At 67.5% G+C, this 26,976-nt stretch carries 19 protein-coding genes and 2 tRNA genes; 8 read left to right on the top strand and 13 right to left on the bottom strand.

Translation table 11 applies throughout. The annotated features are described in order from the left end of the window. Positions 1-56 precede the first annotated feature (56 nt). The 3 genes from murC to ftsW are packed head-to-tail and all read right to left on the bottom strand — an operon-like array spanning position 57 to position 3,754. On the bottom strand, positions 57-1,466 hold the full coding sequence (gene murC / locus OB2597_RS20000) for a UDP-N-acetylmuramate--L-alanine ligase (protein ID WP_009807445.1): 1,410 nt from the start codon (positions 1,464-1,466) through the stop codon (positions 57-59). Positions 1,467-1,469: 3 nt separating this feature from the next. Further along, the gene (gene murG, locus OB2597_RS19995) at positions 1,470-2,591 is read right to left on the bottom strand and encodes an undecaprenyldiphospho-muramoylpentapeptide beta-N-acetylglucosaminyltransferase (protein ID WP_009807444.1); all 1,122 of its coding nucleotides are present in this window, start codon (positions 2,589-2,591) and stop codon (positions 1,470-1,472) included. Continuing rightward, positions 2,588-3,754: a putative lipid II flippase FtsW gene (gene ftsW / locus OB2597_RS19990; protein ID WP_009807443.1), complete on the bottom strand. Its 1,167-nt coding sequence runs from the start codon at positions 3,752-3,754 to the stop codon at positions 2,588-2,590. Before ftsW ends, murG begins: the two co-directional genes overlap by 4 nt. 141 nt (positions 3,755-3,895) lie before the next feature. On the opposite strand from ftsW, the gene OB2597_RS19985 reads away from it, so the two are divergent. Then, positions 3,896-5,074, top strand: coding sequence for a BaiN/RdsA family NAD(P)/FAD-dependent oxidoreductase (locus OB2597_RS19985; protein ID WP_040610004.1), 1,179 nt, complete (start codon positions 3,896-3,898; stop codon positions 5,072-5,074). 7 nt (positions 5,075-5,081) lie between these two features. Here the strand turns inward: OB2597_RS19985 and murD are convergent, their stop codons facing one another. The 9 genes from murD to OB2597_RS19940 all read right to left on the bottom strand — a co-directional run bounded on the left by murD (position 5,082) and on the right by OB2597_RS19940 (position 16,299). Continuing rightward, entirely contained in the window at positions 5,082-6,485 is a 1,404-nt protein-coding gene (gene murD / locus OB2597_RS19980) for a UDP-N-acetylmuramoyl-L-alanine--D-glutamate ligase (RefSeq protein ID WP_040610003.1), read from the bottom strand. Between the two features lie 151 nt (positions 6,486-6,636). Then, complete coding sequence (gene mraY, locus OB2597_RS19975; RefSeq protein WP_009807440.1) at positions 6,637-7,758, bottom strand: phospho-N-acetylmuramoyl-pentapeptide-transferase; 1,122 nt, start codon at positions 7,756-7,758, stop codon at positions 6,637-6,639. Between the two features lie 24 nt (positions 7,759-7,782). Continuing rightward, a complete protein-coding gene (locus OB2597_RS19970) occupies positions 7,783-9,213 on the bottom strand; it encodes a UDP-N-acetylmuramoyl-tripeptide--D-alanyl-D-alanine ligase (RefSeq protein WP_009807439.1) in 1,431 nt (476 codons plus the stop codon). Continuing rightward, the gene (locus OB2597_RS19965; protein ID WP_009807438.1) at positions 9,210-10,703 is read right to left on the bottom strand and encodes a UDP-N-acetylmuramoyl-L-alanyl-D-glutamate--2,6-diaminopimelate ligase; all 1,494 of its coding nucleotides are present in this window, start codon (positions 10,701-10,703) and stop codon (positions 9,210-9,212) included. Before OB2597_RS19965 ends, OB2597_RS19970 begins: the two co-directional genes overlap by 4 nt. A 17-nt stretch (positions 10,704-10,720) precedes the next feature. Further along, positions 10,721-12,502: a peptidoglycan D,D-transpeptidase FtsI family protein gene (locus tag OB2597_RS19960; protein ID WP_040610002.1), complete on the bottom strand. Its 1,782-nt coding sequence runs from the start codon at positions 12,500-12,502 to the stop codon at positions 10,721-10,723. An 8-nt stretch (positions 12,503-12,510) separates the two neighbouring features. Next, a complete protein-coding gene (gene ftsL / locus OB2597_RS19955; RefSeq protein ID WP_009807436.1) occupies positions 12,511-12,873 on the bottom strand; it encodes a cell division protein FtsL in 363 nt (120 codons plus the stop codon). Further along, positions 12,870-13,865 (bottom strand): 16S rRNA (cytosine(1402)-N(4))-methyltransferase RsmH, encoded by a 996-nt coding sequence (gene rsmH / locus OB2597_RS19950; protein WP_009807435.1) that lies wholly within the window; start codon positions 13,863-13,865, stop codon positions 12,870-12,872. The genes ftsL and rsmH overlap by 4 nt, the downstream gene beginning before the upstream one ends. 3 nt (positions 13,866-13,868) lie before the next feature. Next, on the bottom strand, positions 13,869-14,393 hold the full coding sequence (locus tag OB2597_RS19945; protein ID WP_009807434.1) for a division/cell wall cluster transcriptional repressor MraZ: 525 nt from the start codon (positions 14,391-14,393) through the stop codon (positions 13,869-13,871). Between the two features lie 835 nt (positions 14,394-15,228). After that, on the bottom strand, positions 15,229-16,299 hold the full coding sequence (locus OB2597_RS19940; protein ID WP_009807433.1) for an Mrp/NBP35 family ATP-binding protein: 1,071 nt from the start codon (positions 16,297-16,299) through the stop codon (positions 15,229-15,231). Positions 16,300-16,604: 305 nt separating this feature from the next. Between OB2597_RS19940 and OB2597_RS19935 the strand changes: the two genes are divergently transcribed. Next, complete coding sequence (locus OB2597_RS19935; protein ID WP_009807432.1) at positions 16,605-16,820, top strand: DUF1127 domain-containing protein; 216 nt, start codon at positions 16,605-16,607, stop codon at positions 16,818-16,820. Between the two features lie 441 nt (positions 16,821-17,261). Here the strand turns inward: OB2597_RS19935 and OB2597_RS19930 are convergent, their stop codons facing one another. Next, positions 17,262-19,850 carry an ATP-dependent helicase gene (locus OB2597_RS19930; protein ID WP_009807431.1) on the bottom strand — a complete coding sequence of 863 codons (2,589 nt, stop codon included), beginning with the start codon at positions 19,848-19,850 and terminating at the stop codon, positions 17,262-17,264. A gap of 82 nt (positions 19,851-19,932) precedes the next feature. On the opposite strand from OB2597_RS19930, the gene OB2597_RS19925 reads away from it, so the two are divergent. The 6 genes from OB2597_RS19925 to OB2597_RS19910 all read left to right on the top strand — a co-directional run bounded on the left by OB2597_RS19925 (position 19,933) and on the right by OB2597_RS19910 (position 26,972). Next, positions 19,933-21,081, top strand: a complete 1,149-nt coding sequence (locus tag OB2597_RS19925; protein WP_009807430.1) for an alpha-hydroxy acid oxidase — start codon at positions 19,933-19,935, stop codon at positions 21,079-21,081. 311 nt (positions 21,082-21,392) lie between these two features. Next, positions 21,393-24,833 carry a pyruvate carboxylase gene (locus tag OB2597_RS19920; RefSeq protein WP_009807429.1) on the top strand — a complete coding sequence of 1,147 codons (3,441 nt, stop codon included), beginning with the start codon at positions 21,393-21,395 and terminating at the stop codon, positions 24,831-24,833. Between the two features lie 458 nt (positions 24,834-25,291). Further along, positions 25,292-25,366 (top strand) — tRNA-Gly (locus OB2597_RS19915). Positions 25,367-25,589: 223 nt separating this feature from the next. Further along, complete coding sequence (locus OB2597_RS21995) at positions 25,590-26,216, top strand: hypothetical protein (protein ID WP_148234767.1); 627 nt, start codon at positions 25,590-25,592, stop codon at positions 26,214-26,216. Further along, positions 26,217-26,328, top strand: a tRNA-OTHER gene (locus tag OB2597_RS21990). Between the two features lie 104 nt (positions 26,329-26,432). After that, a complete protein-coding gene (locus OB2597_RS19910; RefSeq protein ID WP_161601051.1) occupies positions 26,433-26,972 on the top strand; it encodes a TlpA family protein disulfide reductase in 540 nt (179 codons plus the stop codon). Positions 26,973-26,976 lie beyond the last annotated feature (4 nt).

Genomic DNA, 26,976 nt, shown 5'->3' with positions numbered 1-26,976 from the left:
GGAAACCGGGTCCCTACTGCAACAGTGCGGCCCCGGGGCGCCGTGGCCCCCGGGCGTCAGGCCGTTTCCCTGGCGGCGAGCCGCTTCGGCAGCCCGTTCGCCCAGGCCGATATGGTGCCGGCGCCGAGGCAGACGACCATGTCGCCCTCCTGCGCCTGCTCGCGCACGAGGCGCTCGAGGTCGTCCTCGGAGTTGATCGCCCGGGCATGGCGGTGGCCGTGACGGATCAGGCCGGCGACGAGGTCGTCGCGGGTGGCGCCCGGCACCGGGTCTTCGCCGGCGGCATAGACCTCGGCGATGGCGACCACATCGGCCTCGTTGAAGCAGGCGCAGAAATCCTCGAAGAGCGTGTGCAGCCGGGTGTACCGGTGCGGCTGGTGAACGGCGATCACCCGACCCTCGGTGGCCTGGCGGGCGGCCTTGAGCACGGCGGCGATCTCGACCGGGTGATGGCCGTAATCATCGATGACCGTGACGCCTCCCACCTCGCCGACGCGGGTGAACCGGCGGTTCACGCCGCCGAAATTGGCCAGCGCCGTGCGGATCTCGTCCTTCTTCATGCCGAGGTGCCGGGCGACGGCCACGGCGGACAAGGCGTTGGAGACGTTGTGGTCGCCCGGCATGGGCAGCGAACAGCCGTCGATCCGGTCGCCCTCGGCCTGCAGCAGCACGTCGAAATGCGCGACGCCCTTGCGGTAGGTCAGGTTGACCGCGCGGATGTCGGCCTGGGCGTTGAAACCGTAGGTGGCGACGCGGCGGTCGGTGATCCTGCCGACGAGGTTCTGGACCTCGGGATGGTCGGTGCAGCAGACCGCGAGGCCGTAGAAGGGGATGTTCGACACGAAGTCGAGGAACCCCTGGCGCAGCGTGTCGAAATCGCCCCAGTGGTCCATGTGCTCGGGGTCGATGTTGGTGACCACCGCTATGGTGGCAGGAAGGCGGTTGAAGGTGCCGTCGCTCTCGTCCGCCTCGACCACCATCCATTCGCCAAGGCCGACGCGCGCGTTCGAGCCGTAGGCATGGATGATGCCGCCGTTGATCACCGTGGGGTCGATGCCGCCCGCGTCCAGCAGCGTGGCCACCATGGTGGTGGTGGTCGTCTTGCCGTGCGTTCCGGCGATGGCGATGTTGGACTTGAGCCGCATGAGTTCGGCCAGCATCTCGGCCCGGCGGACCACCGGCAGGCCGCGGCGGCGGGCCTCGTCCAGTTCGGGGTTGCCCGGCTTGATGGCCGAAGAGATCACGACGACCTCGGCCTCGGCAAGATTTTCGGCGGTCTGCCCCTCGAAGATACGGGCGCCGAGGCCGGCAAGGCGGTCGGTGATCCGGGACGCCTTCAGGTCCGATCCCTGCACCGTGTAGCCGTGGTTCAGCAGGACCTCGGCGATGCCGGACATGCCGATGCCGCCGATGCCGACGAAATGGATGGGGCCCACGTCTCCGGGGAGTTTGGTCGCTGCGTTCACTGGTTATCCCTTCGTCAACTCGTCGGGCGCGATGCCGTTGGCCAGCGCCTCTGCCAGGGCCGCGAGATCCTCGGCCGCGTCGGGGCGGCCGACGGACAGCGCGGCGCGCGCCATCTGCTCCGCCGCCGGGGGGTTCGACAAGACCCCTTCGACGTGCTCGGCAAGGTTTTGCACGGTGAACTGGCTTTCCGGCATCAGGACGGCGGCATCGGCGCGCACCAGCCCCCTCGCATTGGCGGTCTGTTCGTCGCGGATCGCCGCCGCCAGCGGCACGAGGATCGAGGGGCGGCCGATCACGGTCAGGTCGGCCACGGTCGAGGCCCCGGCGCGCGAGATCACGAGCTGGGCCTCGCTCAGCCGGTTGGGCACGTCGTCGAAGAACGGCTCGACATCGGCGTCGATGCCGTTCTCGGCATAGAAGGTCGCGACCCTCTCCTGGTCCTCAGCGCGGGCCTGGTGGCTGACGCGGATGTGGCGGAGCATGTCCAGCGGCAGTGCCGCGATGGCGGGGGGCACGATGTCCGAAAGGATCCGCGCCCCCTGCGAGCCGCCGATCACCAGGATCGACATGGGGTAATCTCCGGGCGGGATGTATCCGGCGCCGGCGCGTTCGCGCACGGCGGCGCGCACCGGGTTGCCGGTGTGGAGCCCGGTCACGCCCTCGGGCAGCTCCGTGGGCCAGGTACCGCAGGCGACGAGGCCCACCCTCTTGGCGAAAAGCTGGTTGACCCTGCCCAGCACGCCGTTCTGCTCGTGGATCATGCGCGGAAGGCGCAGCATCGTCGCGGCCGCCATGGCCGGGATCGCCGGATAGCCGCCGAAGCCGATGACCACGGCCGGCCGGTCGCGCATCATGCGCGCCACCGCCTGCAGCGTTCCGCCGGCGACGCGGAAGGGGACGCCCGCCTTGGCCACGACCCCGCCCCGGGCGAAGGTGGCCGAGGACATGACCTCGATCTCGACCTGCGGCGGGAAGCCGGCGGTATAGCGGGCGCCGCGCGCATCGGTGGCGAGCTTCACCCGCCAGCCGCGCGCCAGCATCGTCTCGGCCAGGGCCTGCGCCGGGAACATGTGACCACCGGTGCCCCCGGCGGCCATCACCAGCAGCGGTGCGCTGCCTGTCATCTGGCCCTCCCCGAGAGGAGGTCGGTCAGTTCGCCCTGCGGCCGCTTGCGTGTCATGGCCAGCAGCATGCCCACGGCGATGCCGGATGCAATGACCGAAGAGCCGCCGTAGGAGATGAACGGCAGGGTCATGCCCTTGGCGGGCAGCAGCCGGACCGCGACGCCGAGGTTGATCATCGCCTGCACGCCGATCGTCGCGGCGAGGCCGACGCCCGCCAACCGGACAAAGGGATCGCGTTCGCGGGTGAGACGCAGGAAGGAGCGCAGGACCAGCCCGGCATAGAGCAGGATGATCACCGCGACGAGCGCGAGGCCGTATTCCTCGGCCGCGACGGCGATGATGAAGTCGGTATGCGCATCCGGCAGGGACATCTTGACCTCGCCCTGCCCCACGCCCACCCCGAAGAGCCCGCCCTCGCGGATGGCGTTGGTGGCATAGCCGATCTGCGTGGTGGGATCGACTTCCGAGGTCAGGAAGCCGTCGATCCGGCGCGCGAAGTGCTCGGAGCTCTGATAGGCGAGGACACCGATCACGACCACTCCGCCCGCCATGCCGGTCAGAAGGGTCAGCGGCGCGCCGGCGACGAAGTACATCACGCCCCAGCTGAAGAGCACCAGGCTGGCCTGGCCGAAGTCCGGCTGGGCGGCGAGGAAGGCGACGATGACGACCATCAGCATGAAGGACCACAGCCGGCCCGGCGGGCCGTTCAGATCCTGGTTCGCCGCCAGAAGCCAGGCGGTCACGATGATGAAGAGCGGCTTGAGGAATTCCGACGGCTGGAGCGAGGCGAAGCCGAGCGAATACCACCGCGTGGCGCCCTTGCCGAAATCCGTGCCGAAGACCGGCAGCAGGGCCAGCGCCACGAGCGCGGCAAAGAACCCCAGCACGGCCAGCCGGCGCACGACCTGCGGCGACATGATCGAGGTGATCACCATCGCGATCATGGCCAGCGTGCCGAAGACCGCCTGACGGGTCACGTAATGGAAGGGGGGATAGCCGTTGCGTTCGGCCAGCGGCGGCGAGGCGGCGAGGCCGAGGAGCAGGCCGATGCCGAAAAGAAGGAGGATCGTCGTGAGCGACCACCGATCGATGGTCCGCCACCATTTGGGAAGGATCGGCTCTCCGTCTGCCGCGGGGAGCGCGCCATACACCATTTCTGTCATTGGACTACTGCCTTCTGCCTCTCGTCCGCCCCGTTTTTCGGGGTCTGATGCCTCAGTTTAGCCAAAATCCGGCGTTCTGGCCAGTCTGAAAGAGGTGCGGGAGCGATTGCCCCGCCCCCGGGATTGGGGCATGTGCGGCGCATGGAATTCGATACGGTCATCCTGGGCGCCGGAGCGGCGGGGCTCATGTGCGCGGCGCATTGCGGCGGGCGTGTGCTGCTGCTCGACCATGCCGGGAAACCGGGCGAGAAGATCCGGATCTCCGGCGGGGGACGGTGCAATTTCACCAATACCGGCTGCGAGGCGCGGCATTTCCTGTCGGCCAACCCGCATTTCGCCAAATCGGCGCTGGCGCGCTATACGCCCTGGGATTTCGTCTCGCTGGTCTCGGATCACGGGATCGCCTGGCACGAGAAGACGCTGGGGCAGCTGTTCTGCGACGGCAGCGCCCGGCAGATCGTGGACATGCTGGTCGGGCTGGTGCGGCAGGCGGGGGCCGAGCTGTGGCTCGACACCTCGGTCGAGGGGCTGGCGCGTTCTGCCACGGGGTTCGATCTGCGTCTCACACGCGAGGGCAAGGCGGTGGCAGTGACCGCGCGCCGGGTCGTGGTCGCGACCGGGGGCAAGTCCATCCCCAAGATGGGGGCGAGCGGCTTCGCCTATGACATCGCCCGCCAGTTCGGGCTGAGCGTCACGAACACGCGGCCGGCGCTTGTGCCCTTCACCTTTCCCGAGGGGCGGTTCGCGCCGCTTTCCGGGGTGGCCCTGCCCGTGCGCGCACGGGCCGCGGCGGGACCGGCGTTCGACGAGGCGCTGCTCTTCACGCATCGCGGGCTGTCCGGCCCCTCGGTTCTCCAGGTCAGTTCCTACTGGCGCGAGGGCGAGGCGGTCGCCTTCGATCTGCTGCCGGGCCAGCAGGCCCTGCCGATGCTCAGGGCGGCGCGGGCCGAGGCCGGGCGGCGGGGGCTCGGGCGGGTGCTCTCGGGCCCGCTTCCCGCCCGCCTCGCCGAGGCGGTCGCGGCAGAGCTGCACCTGACCGGCAATCTCGCCGACCTGTCCGATGCGGTGCTGGGCCGGGTGGCCGAGCGGCTGCACGACTGGCAGGTGGTGCCCGGCGGGACGGAAGGCTACCGGACGGCCGAGGTCACGCTCGGCGGGATCTCGACCGAGGGGCTCTCGGGCCAGACGATGGAAGCCAAGGAGATCCCCGGCCTCTACTTCATCGGCGAATGCGTCGACGTCACCGGCTGGCTGGGCGGGTACAATTTCCAGTGGGCCTGGGCCTCGGCCATGGCTGCGGCCCGCGCGATCCGGGGCTGAGGCACCGTCAGAGCGGGGGCAGCTTTCCGACCTGGGTCACGAAGTCCTCGCCCCGCTTCTCGAAACTGTCGTATTGGTCGAACGAGGCCGCCGCGGGCGCCAGCAGCACCGTCTCGCCCGGCTGCGCCTCGGCCGCGGCGCGGGCGACGGCGGTGGCCATGTCGGTGCAGACCTCGGTCTCGACCCCGCGCAGGGTCATGGCAAAGGCCGCCGCCTCGCGGCCGATGACATAGGCCTTGATGACAGAGCCGGTCGCCGGCAGCAGCGCCTCGAGCCCCCCTTCCTTTTCCAGCCCGCCGCAGATCCAGCGCAGCCGGTCGAATGCCCGGAGCGCCTTGGACGCGGCATCGACATTGGTGGCCTTGCTGTCGTTCACGTAGCGGACGCCGCCCCGTTCGGCGACGATCTGGCTGCGATGCGGGAGGCCGGCAAAGGTGTGAAAGGCGGACTCGATCACGCGCGGGGCCAGCCCGAGTGCGCGGCAGGCGGCATAGGCGGCACAGGCGTTCTGGTGATTGTGGGCCCCAGGCAGCCCGGGGATGGCCCGCAGATCGATCGAGCCGACCTGCCTGCCCTTGCGCCATTCGGTCAGGAATCCCTTGCGGGCGTAAACCAGCCAGCCCGGCCCGGTCAGCTTCTGCCCCGAGGAGATGCGGATGACGCGGTCGTCGGTCGGCCCCTCGCCCAGCTGGTTCGCCAGATAGCGCCCCTCGGCCTCGTCGACGCCGATCACCGCGCGGTCGGGTCCGCCTTCGGCAAAAAGCCGCCGCTTGGCGGCGAAATATCCGCCAAGTCCGCCGTGCCGGTCGAGATGGTCGGGCGTGAGATTGGTAAAGACCGCGACGTCGGGCGTCAGCGCACGGGCGAGATCGGTCTGGTAGCTCGAAAGCTCCAGCACCACCACTCCGCCGTCGCCGGGAGGGTCGATATCCAGCACGCCGCGGCCGATGTTGCCGGCAAGCTGCGTGTCGCGCCCCACGGACTCGAGGACGTGATGGATCAGGGCCGAGGTGGTGGACTTGCCGTTCGATCCGGTGACCGCCACGATCCTGGGCTGCACGTCGTAGTCGCCCCACCCCCGGTCCGCCGCCGAGCGGAAGAAGAGGCCGATGTCGTTGTCGACCGGCACCCCGAGGTCGAGCGCCAGGGCGATCACCGGGTTCGGCTCGGGATAGAGATGCGGTATGCCGGGGCTGACGATCAGGCTGCGGACGCTCTCCATCGTCTCGGCCCGGGTCAGGTCGGCGACGGCAAATCCCTCGGCCTCGGCGCGGTCGCGGGCGGCGGGATTGTCGTCCCAGCAGAGCGGTTCGGCCCCGCCGTCGCGCAGGGCGCGGGCGGCGCTGAGGCCGGACCGGCCAAGGCCGAGCACGGCAATCTTCTGTCCTTCGACACCTTTGACGGGGATCACGGCTGCGTCCACTTCCATGTTCATGCCGGCGCTCCGGCGGACCAAGGGTTAACGGAACGCCGGGAAGGTGGAAAGGGATAAGCTGGGCCCGGTCGCCGGCCCGCGCGGCGGCGCACGGGCCTGGCTGCCGGGCGACCGCGCCGGCGCCAGCCTAGCGCAGCTTGAGCGTCGCCAGCCCGATCAGGGCGAGAATGAGGGAAATGATCCAGAACCGGATCACGATGGTCGGTTCGGCCCAGCCCTTCTTTTCATAGTGATGATGGATCGGTGCCATCAGGAAGACCCGTTTGCCGGTGCGCTTGAAATAGGCCACCTGGATGATGACCGACAGCGCCTCGACCACGAAGATGCCGCCGACGATGCCGAGCACGATCTCGTGCTTGGTGGCGACCGCGATGGCCCCGAGTGCCCCGCCGAGCGCGAGCGAGCCGGTGTCCCCCATGAAGACGGCGGCCGGCGGCGCGTTGTACCACAGGAAGCCCAGCCCGCCGCCCATCAGCCCCGCGACGAAGATCAGGATCTCGCCGGTGCCGGGGACGTAATGCACGTCCAGATACTCTGAAAAGTCGATCCGGCCGACGGTATAGGCGATCACGCCGAGCGCGCCCGAGGCGATCATCACGGGCATGATCGCCAGGCCATCCAGCCCATCGGTCAGGTTCACGGCATTGGCCGCGCCGACGATGACGAACATGGCGAAGGGCAGGAAGAGCCAGCCGAGGTTGAGCAGCAGGTCCTTGAACACCGGGAAGGCCAGCCGCCCCGAGAGCGCGGCATAGCCTTCGTCCCGCGACAGCAGGTCGGCGTCGATCATGCCGTGGATATGCATCGCCCAGGCCGAGGCGACGGCGGCGATCGCAAAGCCGATGGCGAGCCGCGCGCGGCTGGAGAGGCCCTTGACGTTCTGCTTGCTGACCTTGGCGTAATCGTCGGCAAAGCCGATGAGGCCGAAGGCGAGCGTGACGAAGAGCACCAGCCAGACAAAGGCGTTGTCGAGCCGGGCCCAGAGCAGCGACGAGGTGAGCAGCGCGCCCACGATCAGCAGCCCGCCCATGGTGGGCGTGCCCGCCTTGACCAGATGCCCTTCGGGTCCGTCATCGCGGATCGGCTGGCCCTTGCCCTGGCGACGGCGCAGCACGTCGATCAGCGGGCGGCCGAAGAGGAAGCCGAAGATCAGCGCCGTCATGAAGGCGCCGCCGGCGCGGAAGGTGATGTAACGGAACAGGTTGAAGACGTCGCCCCCGTCCGAAAGGGCCGTCAGCCAATACAACATTTAGCGACCTCCTGAACCTGCGCCTCAACCATCCGGCGCGGGATGACCCAATTTCCTGAGCGCGTCAACAACCTCGCTGACCTTCGAGCCCTTGGACCCCTTGACCAGAACGACATCGCCGGCATCCACCAGGCGCGCGGCCTTGGCGGCCAGATCCGAGGCCTTTTCCGTATGCCGGCCGCGGTTGCCGGGCGGCAGCGCCTCGTAGAGCGCGCGCATCCGCTTGCCGACGCAATGCACCACGTCGAGTTCTGCCGTCGCGGGCAGATCGGCCAGCCCCGCATGCAGGGCAAGCTCGTCCGGGCCCAGCTCCAGCATTTCGCCGAGAATCGCGATGCGGCGGCCTCGGGCGTGGCGGCCGACGTTGTCCTTGGGCCGCGCGGCGGCGATCACCTCGAGCGCGGCGGCCATCGAGACGGGGTTGGCGTTGAAGGCGTCGTCGATCAGTTCGAAGGCCATCTTCTCGTCCACCGGGTCGAGCAGCAGCCGCTCGCGCATGCCGCGCCCGGCGGGGGGCGTCCATTGCGAGAGATCCGAGCAGGCCAGCGCGCGGTCGAGCCCGAGCGCCCGGACCACGGCCAGCACGCCGAGCGCGTTGAGCGCGAAGTGCCGTCCGGCGGCCGCGACCTTGAAGAGCGCGGGGGCCCGCCAGATACGGGCCTCCGCCACCGTGGCCGTGTCGATGATGTCGACCTTGGTCAGGCGATGGTGGTTGGCCGGGGCCTCGCCGAAGGTGAGGATATGCGCCCCGGTCGCCTCGGCCGCCGCCCTCAGGATCGGCGTGGTGTCGAGATCGCCGTTAATCACGGCCCAGCCGCCCGGCATCAGGCCGTTGAAGATGCTCGCCTTTTCACGGGCGATGCCGTCGATGTTGTCGAAGGCTTCCAGATGCGCCGTGCCGACGGTGGTGATCATCGCCACATGCGGACGGGCCAGCCGGGCGAGCGGGGCGATCTCTCCGGGATGGTTCATGCCGATCTCGATGATGCCGACCTCGGTGTCGCGCGGCATCCGGGCGAGCGTCAGCGGCACGCCCCAGTGATTGTTGTACGAGGCCTCGGCGGCGTGGACCCGGCGCTGGCCGCCGATCACGGTGCGCAGCATCTCCTTGGTCGAGGTCTTGCCGACCGAACCGGTGACGGCGACGATCTGCCCCCCGATCCGGGCACGGGCGGCGCGCCCGAGCGCCTCGAGCCCGCGCAGGACGTCCGGCACGACGAGAAGCGGGGCATCGGCAGGCACATTTTCCGGCACCCGCGAGACGAGCGCGGCGGCGGCGCCCTTTTCCAGCGCCTGCGCCACGAACTCATGCCCGTCGCGCGCGGCCGAGAGGGCGACGAAGAGGTCGCCGGCGCGCAGGGTGCGGGTGTCGATCGAGACACCGAGGGCGGTCCAGTCGCCCCGCGCCTCGCCGCCGGTGGCCCGGGCGGCCTCGGCCGCGGTCCAGAGGCTCATGGCAGGCGCCCGTCCAGGGCCGAGACCGCCACGCTGGCCTGTTCGGTATCGTCGAAGGGAAAGACCGTGTCGCCGATGATCTGCCCGGTCTCGTGGCCCTTGCCCGCGATCAGCAGGGCGTCGCCGGGGGCCAGCGCATCGACGGCGCGCAGGATGGCCTCGGCACGGTCTGCCACCTCGGTCGCATCGGGACAGCCCAGCAGAACGGCCTGCCGGATGGCGGCCGGGTCCTCGCTCCTGGGGTTGTCGTCGGTGACGAAGACCAGGTCCGCATGGGCCGCCGCCGCCTCTCCCATCAGGGGGCGCTTGGTACGGTCGCGGTCGCCGCCGGCGCCGATCACCGCCACCAGCCGGCCCAGCACATGGGGGCGCAGCGCCTTGAGCGCCGTCGCCACGGCATCGGGCGTGTGCGCATAGTCGACGAACACCGCCGCCCCGTTCGTGCGGCGCGCGGCCAGTTCCATCCGGCCATGCACCGTGGAGAGGGCGGGCAGAACCGTGAATACCTGATCGGGATCCTCGCCCGACAGGATCGCCATGCCGGCGGCCACCAGGACGTTTTCCGCCTGGAACCCGCCGATCAGGTTGAGCTGCACCTGATGCACCTCGCCGTCGAAGGAAAAGCGCATGGTCTGGCTGTCGGCGTCGAAGCGGCGGCCGAGGATGCGCAGTTCCGCATCCTCGTGCGAGCCGACTGTCAGGACATCCAGCCCCCGGTCGGCGGCGACCTCTGCCATGTCCACGCCGCGCAGCCCGTCGACGTTGATGACGGCGGCGGCATCCGGCGTCAGCACCCGGGTGAACAGCCCTGCCTTGGCGTGGAAGTATTCCTCGACATCGTGATGATAGTCCAGGTGGTCCTGCGTGAGGTTGGTGAAGGCCCCGACCCTCAGCATCACGCCGTCCAGCCGCCGCTGCGCCAGTCCGTGAGAAGAGGCCTCCATCGCCGCATGGGTGATCCCGGCCTCGGCCAGTTCGGCCATCATGCGGTGCAGGGTGATCGGCTCGGGCGTGGTATGCATGAGCGGCGCGGAATAGCTGCCCTCGACCCCGGTGGTGCCCAGGTTGACCGCCTCGCGCCCGACGAGCATCCAGATCTGCCGCAGGAAGGACGCGACCGAAGTCTTGCCGTTCGTGCCGGTCACCGCGGTGACGATGCGCGGCTGTTTCTGGAACCAGAGCGCGGCGGCTCCGGCCAGCGCCTGCCGGGGATCCTCGGCGATCACCAGGGCCGCGTCGCTTTCGGCCAGGTCCCGTTCCGCGATCCTCGCGCCCTCGGCATCGGTAAGCACCGCGCGGGCGCCCTGGCGCAGCGCGTACTGGATGAATTCCGCGCCGTGCAGGCGCGTGCCCGGCATGGCCGCGAAAAGGTATCCCTCTCTCACCTCCCGGCTGTCGACGGCGATGCCCGTGATCACCACGTCCCGCCCGCCATGGGCGGTGAGCCCGAGGCCGCCGAGTGTCTGGGTCTGCCCTGTCTCCGCCGTCATCGCGATGCCTTTCCGGCTTAGTTCGATGTCAGCGTTATACCAGCGAGAGACCCCGGTGCAATCTCGGGCCGGAGCCCGAGGAGCGGCGCGACGCGAGTGATCATTTCGGCGGCGACGGGCACCGCGGTCCAGCCCGCCGTGCGGCGCGGTTCGTCGCCCGAGGTCTCGACCGCCTCGTCCAGGGTGACGATCAGCACATAGCGCGGGCTGTGCGCCGGGAACATCGAGGCGAAGGTCGTGATCGTCCTGTCCTTGTAATATCCGCCGGTCGGCTTGGGCTTGTCGGCCGTGCCGGTCTTGCCCGCGATCGAATAGTGGTCGATCCGTGCGAACGAGGCCGTGCCCTCGGTCACCACGCGGCGCAGCATGTCCTGCGCGCGGCGGGCCGCCGGTTTCGACATGACCTGCGGGCCGTCCTGCGGCGCGGACTGGCGCAGCAGGGTCGGCCGGACCCGCTGCCCGTCGTTGGCGATCGTCGCGTAGGCGGCGGCCAGGTGCAGCGGACTGATCGAGATGCCATGCCCGAAAGAGACCGTCATCGTGGTGAGCTCGGACCAGTTCTTCTGGACCAGCGGCTTTCCGCTCGGCGCCTCGATCATCTCGACCGGGGTCGGCTCGAAGAGGCCGAGATCGGCGAGGAACTGCTTCTGCCGCTCGGCACCGATCTGTTCCGCCAGCCGCGCGGTCCCGATGTTCGAGCTCTTGATGATGATGTCGGCGACCGACAGTTCCTTGCCGTACCAGTGGTAGTCGCGGATCGAGTGACGCCCCCAGCGGATCGGTCCGCGGATGTCGACCACGGTCTCGGGTGTCACCAGACCGAGGTCGAGCGCCTGGGCCGCGGCGAAGATCTTGAAGGTCGAGCCCAGTTCGTAGACCCCCTGCACCGCGCGGTTGAAGAGCGGGCTGTCGTCGGGGTGTCCCTGCGTCGGCGGGTTCGGACGGTCGTTGGGGTCGAAGTCCGGCAGCGACACCATCGAGATGATCTCGCCCGTCTTCACATCCATCAGGATAGAGGCCGCGCCCTTGGCATTCATCAGGCGCATCCCGCCGTAGAGCACCTTTTCGGAGGCGGCCTGCACCGTCAGGTCCAGCGAAAGCTCGAGCGGCTTGCCGCCGTTCGCCGGATCGGTGAGATAGTCGTCGAACGCCCGCTCGACGCCCGCCGTGCCCTTGATCTCGGCCGCGTGGACGCCCTCTTCGCCGTATCCCGCGCCGCCCAGGATGTGCGAGGCGATGGCGCCGTTCGGATAGAGCCGCATCTCGCGCGGGCCGAAGAGCAGGCCGGGTTCGCCGATGTCGTGAACGGCCTGGCGCTGCTCGGGGCTGATCTTGCGCCGGATCCAGACAAAGCGGCGATTGCCGGTGAAGTCCCTGGTCAGCCGCGCGAGGTCGAGATCGGGGAAGATCCCCACCAGCGCCTCGGCGGCGCGTTCCGGCTCGACCATCTGGTGGGGGTGCGCATAGAGCGCGTAGGTGTCGAGGTTGGTGGCCAGGACCCGACCGTGCCGGTCGAGGATGTCCCCCCGCTGCGCCACGATCGAGGCGCCGGCGATGGAGGTGCGCGGCTCGGCCGGTTCGGATTCGGCGACGATCCACATCTTCACGCCGATGGTCAGGAAGGCCAGGGCGAAGACCGCGCCCAGCACGAGGATGCGCCCCTCGGCCCGGACGCGGGCGCGGTCGCGCATCTCTTCGTGCCGCAGGCGCAGGTTTTCCTTCTCGATGGCGTCGGGGTTCTCGCCCTTCTCGCGCGCGTCGAGGATGCGGGCCAGCGGGCGCAGAGGGGTGCGGGGCAGTTCGTTGATCATTCCGCGACCTCCTGCATCTGCATTGTCGACACGTCGATCGGGTCGTTGATCTCGAGCTGTCGCATCGGCCGCGCCGCGGGATAATCCACCTGGTCCATCCGGCCGAACTGGTCCGGGCTGATCGGCAGAAGCGCGAGCGGCGTAAAGTTGATCTCGGCCAGTTCGCGCAGCCGGTCGGGCCGATTGAGATAGGCCCATTCCGCCCGCAGCACGCCCAGCCGGGCCCGGGCGCTGGCCAGTTCCGATTGCAGCCTTTCGGCCTCGTCCACGATCTGCTTGGTGCGGTAATTCTCGCGATAGGCCCAGAAGCCCAGGCCGATCAACGCGGTGAAGGACAGGATATAGAGCAACGTTCTCATTGCAGTTTCCCCTGGAATACAGGCATTCCCAATGCCTTGCGATCAATCGGTTCGGCCGGCTCTTCTGTCCGGCGGGCCACGCGCAGCCGGGCGGACCGGGCGCGCGGGTTGACTTCAAGCTCGTCCTCGTCCGGCCCCACGGCCTTGCGGGTGACGATGGTAAAGCGCGGCTTGTCCTCGGGCGCCTCCGGGGCAAAGCGGTTGGCCCGCCCCGCCCTGCCGGACCGCAACTGGAGGAAACGCTTGACCATGCGGTCCTCGACCGAGTGGAAGGTGACGACGGCCAGCTGTCCGCCGGGGCGCAGGGCCCGTTCGGCGGCCATCAGCCCTTCGGCCAGCGCGCCGTATTCGTCGTTCACCGCGATGCGCAGGGCCTGGAAGGTCCGGGTCGCGGGGTGGGACTGGCCGGGCTTGGCGCGCGGCAGACAGCCCTCGACGATCCCGGCCAGGCGCAGGGTCGTGGCAATCGGGGCCTCGGCGCGTTCGCGGACGATGGCACGGGCGATGCGGCGGCTTGCGCGCTCTTCGCCGTAGAGATAGATGACATCGGCCAGGTCGCCCTCGGCCATGGTGTTGACGAGGTCGGCGGCGCTCGGCCCCTCCTGGCTCATCCGCATGTCGAGCGGTCCGTCCTTCATGAAGCTGAATCCGCGCTCCGCCAGGTCGAGCTGCATGGATGAGACGCCGAGGTCGAGCACCACTCCGTCCAACATTTCACCGGCGATCCGGTCGAGTTCCGCAAAGTTTCCCTGACGGATTTCCAACTTTCCGGCGCAATCTCCGATCCAGCCTCCGGCCATCTCGAGGGCCAGCGGATCGCGGTCCACGCCGATGACCTTCTCGGCCCCGGCCTCGAGCAGGCCGCGGGCATAGCCACCCGCTCCGAATGTCCCGTCCAGCCATGTGCCGGCAACCGGCGCGACCCTGTCGATCAGCGGGCGCAAGAGCACCGGAATGTGGGGCGCGTCCGGGGATGGGGCGCTGGCCGCCATGGGTTACTGCACCTCTTTCGGTGACGCGGTATAGAGCAGCTCGTCCATCGCCGCGTCGGGATCGAAGTCCTCGCCCAGTTCGTCCGCCTCTTCCGCGAAGCGCGCCTGGTATTCGTCGCGCTTCCAGAGCTGGAAGGTCTTCAGGTCGCCGAGAAAGGTGACGTATTCGTCCTTGCCCAGGCCGAGCTTGTCGCGGACCTTCTGCGGCACGACGATACGGCCCGTCTCGTCCACGGTGACGGAGACGGCCGAATGAATGTAGTGATTGCGCAGCGCCTTGAACTTGGGGTCCGCCTTGGGGCTGGCGCTCAGCGCGTCCTGGATTTCCGCGATGCTGTCGATGGAATAGCCCTCGACGAAGCCGTCGAGACGGGGGCCGACCAGAAGCACCATGCGCGCCAGCTTGTCGGGGGTCCAGTCGGGATCCTGGCTCTCGAGGACGCGGCGAAAGTTCACCGGGACGGACAGCCGGTACTTGCTGTCCACCTTCATGTCTTCGCTGCCATGGAACCGCTCGGTGTAAGCCAATTCCCGCGTCCCGACCCCAGGTCAGAGTTTCCATGTCCCGGAACGGAAAACGGCGGATAGAGCTGCTGCCACTGCCCTATCCGCCGCCCTCGTCCCGTCTCCGGGTTGTCCAGCTGCGCGCGCCACCTGGGGGGATGTCTGCTCGCCCGCGCGCCGGATCTCTTGGTTCGATGAAAGCGGGTGCCTGTATGATTCCTGCCTTGGGAGTTTTTTGTTGGGGTCTTGCCGCCCCGTTTCCCGTCTCATCTGATGCTCTATGGATGCCATGGGCCTCCATGGGACACAAGAAAAAACTTCACCGCGAACCGGCTTCAACAGGGTTATCCACAGGCATTGTCAAGGGGCCGCCCGTCACGATTTCGGCAGAAATGCGCCTATATGGCGTGCGAGCGGGAACCAATGACTATATATAGATAGGAGATGCCGCGACCCAATCCGTCCCATCCCGTCCAAAAAAATTCTTTCCCGTGGTGATTTTCTGGCTGATCGTGCCCTGATTTCGCCCGATCCGTCACGGAATCACGGGCAAATCACGCATGAATCACCCGGCCTCGGGGCGGCGTCCCAGCCCGCAACGCGACGACAGGAGGCCTCTGAGCACCGGACAGGCCGTGCGGAACCGCCCATCCCAAACCATCCCATCGAAGACCTGCCAGTGGGGAAACGCCGCACGGCACCGGCCGTGGAGGCCCTGCCCCACACCCTGCACACCATCTTCCGGAACAAAGCGCCGCTCGGACCACGCCCCGCCTGACGCGGGGCGTCGCGGGTCGGGCTCCGGCGCGTCCGGGCCCGCGGGGCAGCGAACGGGACCCGCCGCCCGCCGCCCCGCCGCTCAGGCCATGCCGCCCCTGACCAGTCCCTCGGCCAGCCTGCCATAGGCTTCGGCCATGGGGCCGTCGCCGGCGGCGATCGGCGTGCCCGCATCGCCCGACAGCCGGGTATCGAGGTCGATCGGAAGCTGGGCCAGCAACGGAACGCCAAGACGATCGGCCTCGGCCGCGACGCCGCCGTGGCCGAAGATCTGGCTTTCATGGCCGCAGGCGGGACAGATGAAGGTGGACATGTTCTCGATCAGGCCCAGAACGGGGGTCTTGAGCGTCGCGAACATGTCGATCGCCTTGCGCGCATCGAGCAGCGCCACGTCCTGCGGCGTCGAGACAACGAAGGCTCCGGTCAGCTCCGAGCGCTGGCACAGGGTCAGCTGCACATCGCCTGTGCCCGGCGGCAGATCGACGATCAACACGTCCAGCTGGCCCCAGGCGACCTGGCCCAGCATCTGCTGCAGGGCGCCCATCAGCATCGGGCCCCGCCAGACCACGGCCTTGCCCTCGTCCACCATGAAACCGATCGACATGAGCGTCACGCCATGGGCACGCAGCGGCTCGATGGTCTTGCCGTCGGGCGAGGCGGGGCGCCCGGAGGCCCCCATCATCCGCGGCTGGGACGGACCGTATATATCCGCATCCAGCAGCCCGACCCGCCGCCCCTGCCGCGCCAGGGCCACCGCCAGGTTGGCCGAGACCGTGGACTTGCCCACACCCCCCTTGCCCGAGGCGATGGCGATGATGCGGTCGACCCCGGTGGGCTTCATCGGCCCGGCCTGGGGCGTCGGATGGCCTCCGACCTTGAGCTGCGGCGCCTTCTGTTCCTTCTGGGCCTCGTGCGCGGTCAGCACGACGCTGACATCCCGGACGCCCGGAAGGGCCGCGACGGCGTCCTGCGCGGCGTCCCGCACCGGGCCCAGCCGGCGCGCCATCTCGGCCGAGGGCGCCTCTATGACGAAACGCACCGTGCCGCCCTCGACGCTCAGCGCCCGGACCAGGTCGCGATCGACCAGCGTGCCACCGTCGGGCAGGCCGATCTTCTGCAGCGCGGCGATAACGGTCTCTCTGCTTGCGGACATTGCTGCCTCCTATGGGTTCCCGTCCCTGTGTAAGGCCGCGGAATCCCCAGTGCAAACCGGACCGGAAGGCCGAAAGACGTGGCGTCACCGAGGGACCGGCACCGCGGGCGTCCGCCCGTTTCTTTTGCACAAAGCGGAATATCTCAGCACGATCAGCGAGTTACAAACGCGCAACGCTCATGCGCTTCCTGCATAGCCGCATTGCAGCATCGTCCATTGTGCAGTCGCAGAATAATCGTATCTTGAACTCAACAAGACGCCGGACGGGCCACACGGTCTCACGGCAGGACGAAAGGTACGACGACATGGCAATGATGACCGAAACCCGCAACGCAGTTGGCCATCCCGGCCTGTTCTCGCGTCTCGTGACCGGTCTGGCCGAGCGCTACCAGCGGCACCGGACCTACCGCAGCTGCGTGGCGGAACTCTCGGCCCTGAGCGACCGCGAACTGCGCGACCTCGGCCTGCATCGTTCGATGATCCGCTCCCTGGCCCATGAAGAGGCATACGGGAGCATGTGAATACGGAATCAGGCGGTCCTCTCCTCCTCCCTGGACCGACTGAAACTCGCGGCGGCATCTCTCCTCCTCCCTGATGCCGCCGCACCTATCCCCGGAGCCGGGTAAGACGCTCCGCAAAGAGATGCATCGGCCCTCTCCTCCTCCCTGGGTCGGTGATAGCAAGACCGGCGGCCCCTCTCCTCCTCCCTGGGGTCGCCGGAACTGCACAACCGGATCGGTGGCCCTCTCCTCCTCCCTGGGTCATCGTGACATGAACGGCGGCGCCTCTCCTCCTCCCTGGCGTCGCCGTTTTTTCTTTCGGGGGGCCTTCATCTTGCCGAAAATACTCCCGCCGGAGGCGTCCGACGGTTCCGCTGGCGATGACGTCGCCAATGGGGCGCTGCCCCCTTGAGCCCTCACGGGCTCAATTCCCCCGGAGTATTTCTGCCAAGATGAAGAGGATCAGAAAGGCACGTCGTCGCCGGCCATCACGAACTTGGCGACGACCTTCTTGGTGCCGGCCTTTTCGAAGTCGATGTCCAACTTGTCGCCCTCGATCCCCGTGATGGCGCCATAGCCGAACTTCTGATGGAAGACCCGGTCGCCGATGGTGTAGCGGCTGACCGCCTCGAGATCGATCACCTGGCTCCGCGTCTCGCGCGGCTGGCTCATCGGGCGCTGGCCGGCGCGGGCCTGCATGCGTTTCCAGCCGGGAGAGTTGTAGACATTCGCCTCGGAGGCGCGCTTGTCGACGGTGGACTGGATGCCGTCGTATCCGGGCGCGGCCGCGCCGAAGCCGCCGCCATAGAGGCCCGGCGGCGTCAGCACCTCGACATGCTCCCCGGGGAGTTCGTCGATGAAGCGCGACGGAATCTGCGACTGCCACTGGCCGAAGACCCGGCGGTTACCGGCGAAGGAGATCGTGCAGACCTCTTCGGCGCGGGTGATGCCGACATAGGCCAGCCGCCGTTCCTCCTCGAGACCCTTGGGCCCGCTTTCGTCCATCGACCGCTGCGAGGGGAACAACCCGTCCTCCCAGCCCGGCAGGAAGACCGCGGGAAACTCGAGCCCCTTGGCGGCGTGGAGCGTCATGATTGACACTTTCGCACCCTGGTCTTCCGAGGCGTTGTCCATGATGAGGCTAACGTGTTCGAGGAAGCCCTGAAGATTGTCAAAGTTCTCAAGGGCCTTGACCAGTTCCTTCAGGTTCTCCAGCCGGCCCGGCGCTTCGGGTGTCTTGTCATTTTGCCACATCGCGGTGTAGCCGCTCTCGTCCAGCACCTGCTCGGCCAGCTCGACGTGACTCAGATCGGCGTGGCCGGTCATCCGGCCCCATCTGTCCAGATTGTCGATCAGGGCGCGCAGTTCACCCGCGCCTTTTCCGCCGATCCCGCCCTCGGCCAGCAGGATCCGCGCGCCCTCGACCAGCGGCACGCCGTTATCGCGGGCGCAGACCTGGATCTTCTGCTGCGCCTTGTCGCCCAGGCCGCGCTTGGGCGTGTTCACGATCCGCTCGAAGGCCAGGTCGTCGGCGGGCGAGACGACCAGCCGGAAATAGGCCATGGCATCCCGGATCTCCAACCGTTCGTAGAAGCGCGGGCCGCCGATGACGCGGTAGGGCAGACCGATGGTCAGGAACCGGTCCTCGAAGGCGCGCATCTGGTGCGAGGCGCGGACGAGGATGGCGATTTCGTCCAGAGAGAAACGATGGACCACGTAGTCGCCGAGCGCACCGAGCATGTTTCCATATCGAGCGGAGTATTTATCTCTGTCCAGCAGCTGCTTCACCAGATTGAACGTCTTCATGTCGCTGTAGACACTGCCACTTTCGAAAGCGTCACGGACATATTGATGTTCGTCCACCGGACCCAAACCGCTCTTTGCGCGGCGGTCGAGTTCCTGTTGAAAGCTATTCAGCCGCGGGTTGTATCGGTTTTTCGCTTCTTCAGATCGACCGCTCTGATGGTCTTCGATTTTTTCACCGATCCACCGAGCTTCTTCTTCACCGTCCCAATGGCCGATCAGCCGAACCTTCCAACCTTCGCCGGCCTCGGTCCACAGCTCCTTGCCAAGCCGCCCCTCATTGCCGCGGATCACCCCGCCGGCGGCGGCCAGGATGTGCTCGGTCGAGCGGTAGTTCTGTTCCAGCCGGACCACCTTGGCCCCGGGAAAATCCTTTTCGAACCGCAGGATGTTGCCCACCTCGGCCCCGCGCCAGCCATAGATCGACTGATCGTCGTCGCCGACGCAGCAGATATTCCTGTGCCCGCCCGCCAGCAGCCGCAGCCAGAGGTACTGGGCGACGTTGGTATCCTGGTATTCATCGACGAGGATGTACCTGAACCAGCGCTGGTACTGCGCCAGCACATCCTCATGCTTCTGGAAGATCGTCACGACATGCAGCAGCAGGTCGCCGAAATCGACCGCGTTCAGCTCCAGCAGGCGGCGCTGGTACTGGTCGTAAAGCTCCGTCCCGCGGTTGTTGAACGCGGCGCTTTCGGCCGAGGGCACGTTCTGCGGCGTCCAGGCGCGGTTCTTCCAGTTGTCGATGATCCCCGCCAACTGCCGCGCGGGCCAGCGCTTCTCGTCGATATTGTTGGCCCGGATCAGCTGTTTCATCAGCCGGATCTGGTCGTCGGTGTCGAGAATGGTGAAGCTGGACTTGAGGCCCACCAGCTCCGCATGCCGGCGCAGCAGCTTGACGCAGATCGCGTGGAAGGTGCCCAGCCAGGGCATCCCCTCGACATGTTCGCCCAGCATCCGGCCGACACGGGCCTTCATCTCCTTCGCGGCCTTGTTGGTGAAGGTCACGGCCAGGATTTCGTTGGGCGCGGCGCGGGCGGTGCTCAGCAGGTGCACGATCCGCGCTGTCAGCGCCTTGGTCTTGCCGGTGCCCGCCCCGGCCAGCATGAGGACCGGACCGTCCAGCGCCTCGACCGCCTCGCGCTGCGCGGGGTTCAACTCGTCCAGGTAGGGCATGGGCCGCGCGGCCATCGCGCGCGCCGAGAGGGATGCGCCTTCGAAGGCGTCATGATCGTCGTGGCTGCTCATGCGCGCGAGGATAGCGCGCCGGGGCGCGGTCGCTCCGGTTCGACCTTGTCAATCTTCCGGCGACCGGCCAATCTCGTCGCCCATGGATCTCGACCTCGCCTACCCCACCCTTTCCGACCTGCGTGCCCGCGCGAAGCGGCGCATTCCGCATTTCGCCTGGGAATATCTCGACAGCGGCACCGGCGCGGACGGGGCGATCCGGCGGTCGCGCGCGGCGCTCGACGACGTGCTTCTGGCCCCCGCCGTGCTCAAGGGACGGACGGTCCCGGACCTGGCGACCACCCTGCTCGGGCGGAGCTATTCCCGGCCCTGGGGCGTGTCGCCCGTCGGCATGACGGGGCTCTTCTGGCCGGGGGCCGAGGTGACGCTGGCGCAGCATTGCGCGGCGCGGAACCTGCCCTTCGGGCTCTCCACCGTGGCCGCCGCCTCGGTCGAGGACGTGGCGCCGCATCTGGGGGATCAGGGGTGGTTCCAGCTCTATCCGCCGCGCGATCCCGAGCATTGCGAGGACCTGCTGAAACGGGCGAAGGACGCGGGATTTCATACGCTCGTCCTGACGGTCGATGTGCCCGGCCCCTCCCGGCGCGAGCGGCAGAGGCGGGGCGGGTTGACGACGCCGCCCCGGATCACGCCGCGGCTGTTCCTCCAGTCGGTGCTGCGGCCGCACTGGGCGGTGGCGGTCGCGCGGGCCGGAACGCCGAGCGTGCGGGGGCTGGCGAAATACGCCTCGCCGCATGAACCGGCGCGGCATGTCGGACTGGCACCCCACGCCGCGCCCGACCGGGACCTGCTGAAACGGCTGCGCGACATGTGGGACGGGCCGGTGGTGGCCAAGGGGGTGCTCGTGCCGGGCGATGCGGTTATGCTGCGCGATCTGGGCGTCGATGCGGTGTGGGTGTCGAACCACGGGGGGCGGCAGTTCGACGGCGCGCCCGGTTCCGCCGCCGCCCTGCCGCTGGTACGCGCGGCCGTGGGGCCGGACTATCCGCTGATCTTCGACGGCGCGGTGGAGTCGGGGCTGGACGTGCTGCGGGCCATCGCGCTCGGCGCGGATTTCGTGATGCTCGGGCGGCCCTGGCTCTGGGGCGTGGCGTCCTTTGGCGCCCGCGGGGCCGCGCATGTGACGCATATCCTGACCGAAGACGTGACCTCGGGCATGATCCAGATGGGGATCTCGCGCCCCGAAGAGGCGCGCGGGCGGCTCTGGGACGATTACGCCGGCCGCAGATAGCCACGCGGGCGCCGATCCGCGGGGTGGCACCCGAACGGCCGGACCACGCGATCTGTCCAATCGTGTAGACGCAAAGCGCTTCTTGCGACCAGCGACGCGGCGCCGCCCGGGACGGGGGGCGGTTCGGCGTGCGCATGGCGGCTTCGCCCGGAATCCGCGCAAGGACCGGTGGCAGGTCTGGAACCACGCCTTCACTTTGCTTTCTTCGCAATCCGGACCACGGACACTTTGCACTTGGCAAATTCGCCCCTTGCGCTGCGCCGCGGCATGTCGTTTGCTCGTGGAACTGTTCCTCACATGGAGAAGACCCCATGGCCGATTTCCAGAAAATCCTCATCGCGAACCGTGGCGAGATCGCCATCCGGATCATGCGGGCAGCGAACGAGCTCGGCAAGAGAACCGTCGCGGTCTATGCCGAAGAGGACAAGCTGGGCCTGCACCGTTTCAAGGCGGACGAGGCCTACAAGATCGGCGAGGGGCTGGGGCCCGTCGCGGCCTATCTCAGCATCGAGGAGATCATCCGCGTCGCCAAGATGTCGGGCGCGGACGCCATCCATCCGGGCTATGGGCTGCTGTCGGAAAATCCTGACTTCGTGGATGCCTGCGACGCCGCCGGGATCACCTTCATCGGGCCCCGGGCCGAGACGATGCGCGCCCTCGGCGACAAGGCCAGCGCGCGGAAGGTGGCGGTCGAGGCAGGCGTGCCGGTCATCCCCGCGACCGAGGTGCTGGGGGACGACTTCGAGGCCATCACGAAAGAGGCCGAGGAGATCGGCTTTCCTCTGATGCTCAAGGCGTCATGGGGCGGCGGCGGCCGGGGGATGCGGCCGATCGAAAACGCTAAAGAGCTGAAGGACAAGGTGCTGGAAGGCCGGCGCGAGGCCGAGGCCGCCTTCGGCAACGGCGAGGGATATCTGGAAAAGATGATCATCCGGGCCCGCCACGTCGAGGTCCAGATCCTCGGCGACAGGCAGGGCAACATCTATCACCTTTACGAGCGTGACTGTTCCGTCCAGCGGCGCAACCAGAAGGTCGTGGAACGCGCCCCCGCCCCCTACCTTTCCGAAGCGCAGCGCGAGGAGCTGTGCGAACTGGGCCGCAAGATCTGCGCCCATGTGAATTACGAATGCGCCGGCACGGTCGAGTTCCTGATGGATATGGATACCGGCAAGTTCTACTTCATCGAGGTGAACCCCCGCGTTCAGGTCGAACATACCGTGACCGAAGAGGTCACCGGCATCGACATCGTGCAGGCGCAGATCCTCATCGCCGAGGGCAAGGCGCTGGCCGAGGCGACGGGCAAGGCCTCGCAATACGACGTCAAGCTGACCGGGCACGCCTTGCAGACCCGGATCACCACCGAGGATCCCACCAACAACTTCATCCCCGATTACGGCCGCATCAGCGCCTATCGCTCGGCCACCGGCATGGGCATCCGGCTCGATGGCGGGACGGCCTATGCGGGGGGCGTGATCACGCGCTACTACGACTCGCTGCTGGTCAAGGTGACCGCCAAGGCGCCGACGCCCGAGTTGGCGATCCGCCGGATGGACCGGGCACTGCGCGAATTCCGTATCCGGGGCGTCAGCACGAATATCGACTTCGTCATCAACCTGCTTAAGCACCCCACGTTCCTGTCGAACCAGTACACGACCAAGTTCATCGACACGACGCCCGAGCTGTTCGATTTCAAGCCGCGGCGCGACCGGGGCACGAAGGTGCTGACCTATATCGCCGACATCACGGTGAACGGGCACCCCGAGGTGCAGGGCCGGCCCATGCCGCATCCCGACCTCAAGCCGCCGCGCATCCCGGCGGTCAAGGGCGAGGTGCCCAAGGGCACCCGCGACCTGCTGGACGACAAGGGGCCGGAGGCCGTGGCGAAATGGATGAAGGCGCAGGACGAACTGCTCTTTACCGACACGACGATGCGCGACGGCCACCAGTCGCTGCTGGCGACGCGGATGCGCTCGCTCGACATGATCAAGATCGCGCCGGTCTATGCCGCGAACCTCAGCCAGCTCTTCAGCGTGGAATGCTGGGGCGGCGCGACCTTCGACGTGGCCTACCGCTTCCTCCAGGAATGTCCGTGGCAGCGCCTGCGCGACATCCGCGAGAAGATGCCCAACATCCTGACCCAGATGCTGCTGCGCGCCTCGAACGGGGTGGGCTACACCAACTATCCCGACAACGTGGTGCAGGAATTCGTGCGCCAGGCCTCGGTCACCGGAGTCGACGTCTTCCGCGTCTTCGACAGCCTCAATTGGGTCGAGAACATGCGCGTGGCGATGGACGCCGTGCAGGAGAACGGCAAGATCTGCGAGGGCACGATCTGCTACACCGGCGATGCGCTCGACCCGGAACGGGCCAAGTACGACATCGCCTATTACGTGAAGATGGCGAAGGAGATGGAGAAGGCCGGCGCGCATGTCCTCGGCATCAAGGACATGGCGGGCGTGATGACCGCGCCGGTGGCCGAGGTGCTCTTCCCCGCGCTCAAGGACGCGGTGGACCTGCCGATCCATTTCCACACGCATGACACGAGCGGCGCGGCGATCTCGACCATCCTGACCGCCGCCGCGGCCGGCGTGGACTGTGTCGACGCGGCGATGGATTCGCTCTCGGGCAACACCTCGCAGCCGACCTTCGGGTCGATCCTCGTGGCCCTGCGCCACGGGTCGCGGGCCTCTTCGATCGACGTCGCCGCCGTGCGCGAGATTTCCAACTACTGGGAGGCGGTGCGCGGCCAGTACGCGGCCTTCGAATCGGGCATGCAGGCCCCCGCCTCCGAGGTCTACCTGCACGAGATGCCGGGCGGGCAGTTCACCAACCTCAAGTCGCAGGCCCGCTCCATGGGGCTCGAGGAACGCTGGCACGAGGTCGCGCAGGCCTATGCCGACGTGAACCAGATGTTCGGAGACATCGTGAAGGTCACGCCCTCGTCCAAGGTGGTCGGCGACATGGCCCTGATGATGGTGTCCCAGGGCCTGACCCGCGAGGACGTGGAGAACCCCAAGAAGGACGTGAGTTTCCCCGACTCGGTCATCGACATGATGAAGGGCAACCTCGGCCAGCCGCCGGGCGGGTTTCCCGAGGCCATCGTCAGGAAGGTCCTCAAGGGTGAAAAGCCCAGGACCGAACGGCCGGGCAAGCACCTGGAGCCCGTCGATCTCGAGGAGAAGCGCAAGGAGATCAGCAACAAGCTGGACGGGATCGAGATCGACGACGAGGATCTCAACTCCTACCTCATGTATCCCAAGGTCTTCGAGGAATACGGCCACCGGCACGAGACCTACGGCCCGGTGCGCACCCTGCCGACCCACACCTTCTTCTACGGCATGAAACCGGAAGAGGAGATCACGGCCGAGATCGACCCGGGCAAGACGCTGGAGATCCGCCTGGTGACCGTGGGCGACACGCAGGACAACGGCGAGGTGCGGGTGTTCTTCGAACTCAACGGCCAGCCCCGCGTCGTCCGCGTGCCCGACCGCAAGGCGACCGGCGACAAGGCGGCGGCGCCCAAGGCGGACCCGGCCAACCCCGATCACGTCTCGGCGCCGATGCCCGGCGTCGTCGCCTCGCTCGCCGTGGCGCCCGGCGCCAAGGTCAGAGAGGGCGACCTGCTGCTCACCATCGAGGCAATGAAAATGGAGACCGGCCTGCACGCCGACCGCGACGGGGTGATCAAGCTCATCCATGTCGCCACGGGCGCGCAGATCGACGCCAAGGACCTGCTCGTCGAATTCGAGTGATCGCCGGGTCGTGGGGCCGGTTCGCAGCCGGCTCTGCCGGGGCTCCGGCCGATCGCCGGGATCGCCCGCTTTTCGTCTGCAGGAACGGCGCTGCCCCGGCACAGCCGCCGAGGGCCTCCGGCGCGCCGGCACCGCGTCGCTTCCCGCGCAAACCCCTCGGCACATCGACCCCATGCCTTGCCGAGCCGCCCCGCCGGTCAACGCCCGCCCGTCGCCACGGCACGACGGTGGCGTTTCCACGACTTCCTAGGGTCAGTCGCTGCCCCGCGCGCGGCATCTGACGGGGGGGAACCGCATGACCGCGAAAGGCCGGCCTCTGCTCGGACACCACTCTCCGCACGCCGTCCGGCCCGGCATTTCCGCCCCCGCCGATCCGGTTCAGAAGTATTTTCCGGCGGGTCGAAATTTCCCCTTGCGCCCCCGCACGAGACTTTATACATGCTCCCCTACCCAAGGACGCGGGCGTAGCTCAGGGGTAGAGCATTACCTTGCCAAGGTAAGGGTCGTGAGTTCGAATCTCATCGCCCGCTCCAATTAAATCAAAGACTTGCGGGTCTTTTTTACTTCTCGACACCTTCTAAATCAAGGTTCGTTCACACTAGTCGGGGTGAACGGTCTGGGCCGGTTCGGCTCGGGATTCGCTGATAACGACCGGGCAAGGTGCGCGAAGCATGCTTCGGCGCTCTAGCTCTACCCCTGAGCTGCGCCCGGAGCTTTAACGCTGGCGCGACAAGTATCTCTTGCTAGGCTCGGAGAATGACGCAAACGCTGGCAGATTTCTGGTCACGGTTGGATGACGCAGTACATCCGGACGACTTGGCAACTTTCGAGGCCAATGATGGCCACGGTTTCAACTTGGACTTCCCGCCTCCGGCGTTCATAGGCGATGTGGTCAATGCGCCCTTGATCATCCTGGACAACAATGGCGGATTTGATGCGCAACTCACCCCGACCGAGTTCCCCGACGAGGCCGCTCGTGAAGAGTATCGAAACCTTTTGGCAAACCCCAGGCCGCTGGCCCGATCGGCCCGGTCGATTGCTCCATATTACTTCAACCGAAATTTCAGCAAGTGGCTGGAGGACGGTCGTGCGGCTTTGGTGAACGGGGTAGCCTATCGCTCAGTCAACGGTGGTGCGAAACACGTTGCTCGTTTATCGCGTTCTCTGCCTTCAGCCTTGGTGCACCAACAATGGCTGAGAGACGAGCTGTTGCCGCAAGTAAAGGACGGCGAAAGGTTCGTTGTCGTTCATAGATGGTCTCGCTGGAACAACGCAGCTGACGTCTTCCGTGGTGTCCATGGCAGCGAATTCTCGACAGCTCCGATCAGCAAGGACCTGACAGCGGCAGAGATGCGAGCCGCGAGGCAGTTTCTTGGTGAATGAGGGCGTACGCCTTGGCGTCCATCAAGAATTTTTTTGAAAAATTGATAGGTTCCGTATTGCGAAACAATTGGGGGACCTAGGGTCGTGAGTTCGAATCTCATCGCCCGCTCCAATTTTCTCGACAGACCGGATTGACGGCACCGAAGTGCGGTGACCGTCTTGCTGCGGCGGCGAAAGCGCCTAGTCTCTGCCGGCGGGCAGAGGAGCGACAGCAACGTGCGCAAGTTATTGACCGGACTGGCCCACAGGGCCCGGGGGCTGGTGCGGCCGGTCGTCGTGGTGGTGCTGATCGGGCTTTTCACCGGGGGATTCTCCTATCTGCTGAACGGCCCGCCGGGCGGCGGCTCCATTCAAGAGACGCAGGTCATCACCCTGTCGGGCGAGGTCGTGGCGCTGGACCGGCGCGACGGGCGGCCGCTGGTGCTGAACCTCTGGGCCAGCTGGTGCGGGCCTTGCCGGGTCGAGATGCCGATGATGCAGGAGGTGGCAGCCAGTCTCGAGGACGTGGATATCGTCTTTGCCAACCAGGGCGAGACGGCGCAGGTCATCGCCTTCTACCTGGCGACCGAGGGGCTGACCTCGCGCGGGGTGGTTCTGGACGAGGACAAGCAGCTGTCGCGCGGCTACGGTGCCGCGGGTCTGCCCGCGACACTCTTCTTCACGGCGCAGGGCGAATTGTCCGCCCTGCACGTGGGCGAGATCTCGCGCGACGAGCTGATGCGGCGGATCGATGCGATCCGCCCCCCGTCGGACTAGATCC

Origin of the sequence: Pseudooceanicola batsensis HTCC2597 (genome assembly GCF_000152725.1) — a bacterium.
GTDB classification, from domain to species: domain Bacteria; phylum Pseudomonadota; class Alphaproteobacteria; order Rhodobacterales; family Rhodobacteraceae; genus Pseudooceanicola; species Pseudooceanicola batsensis.
Note: the sequence above shows the minus strand (reverse complement) of the source record. Positions and strands in the feature narration are given on the sequence as shown.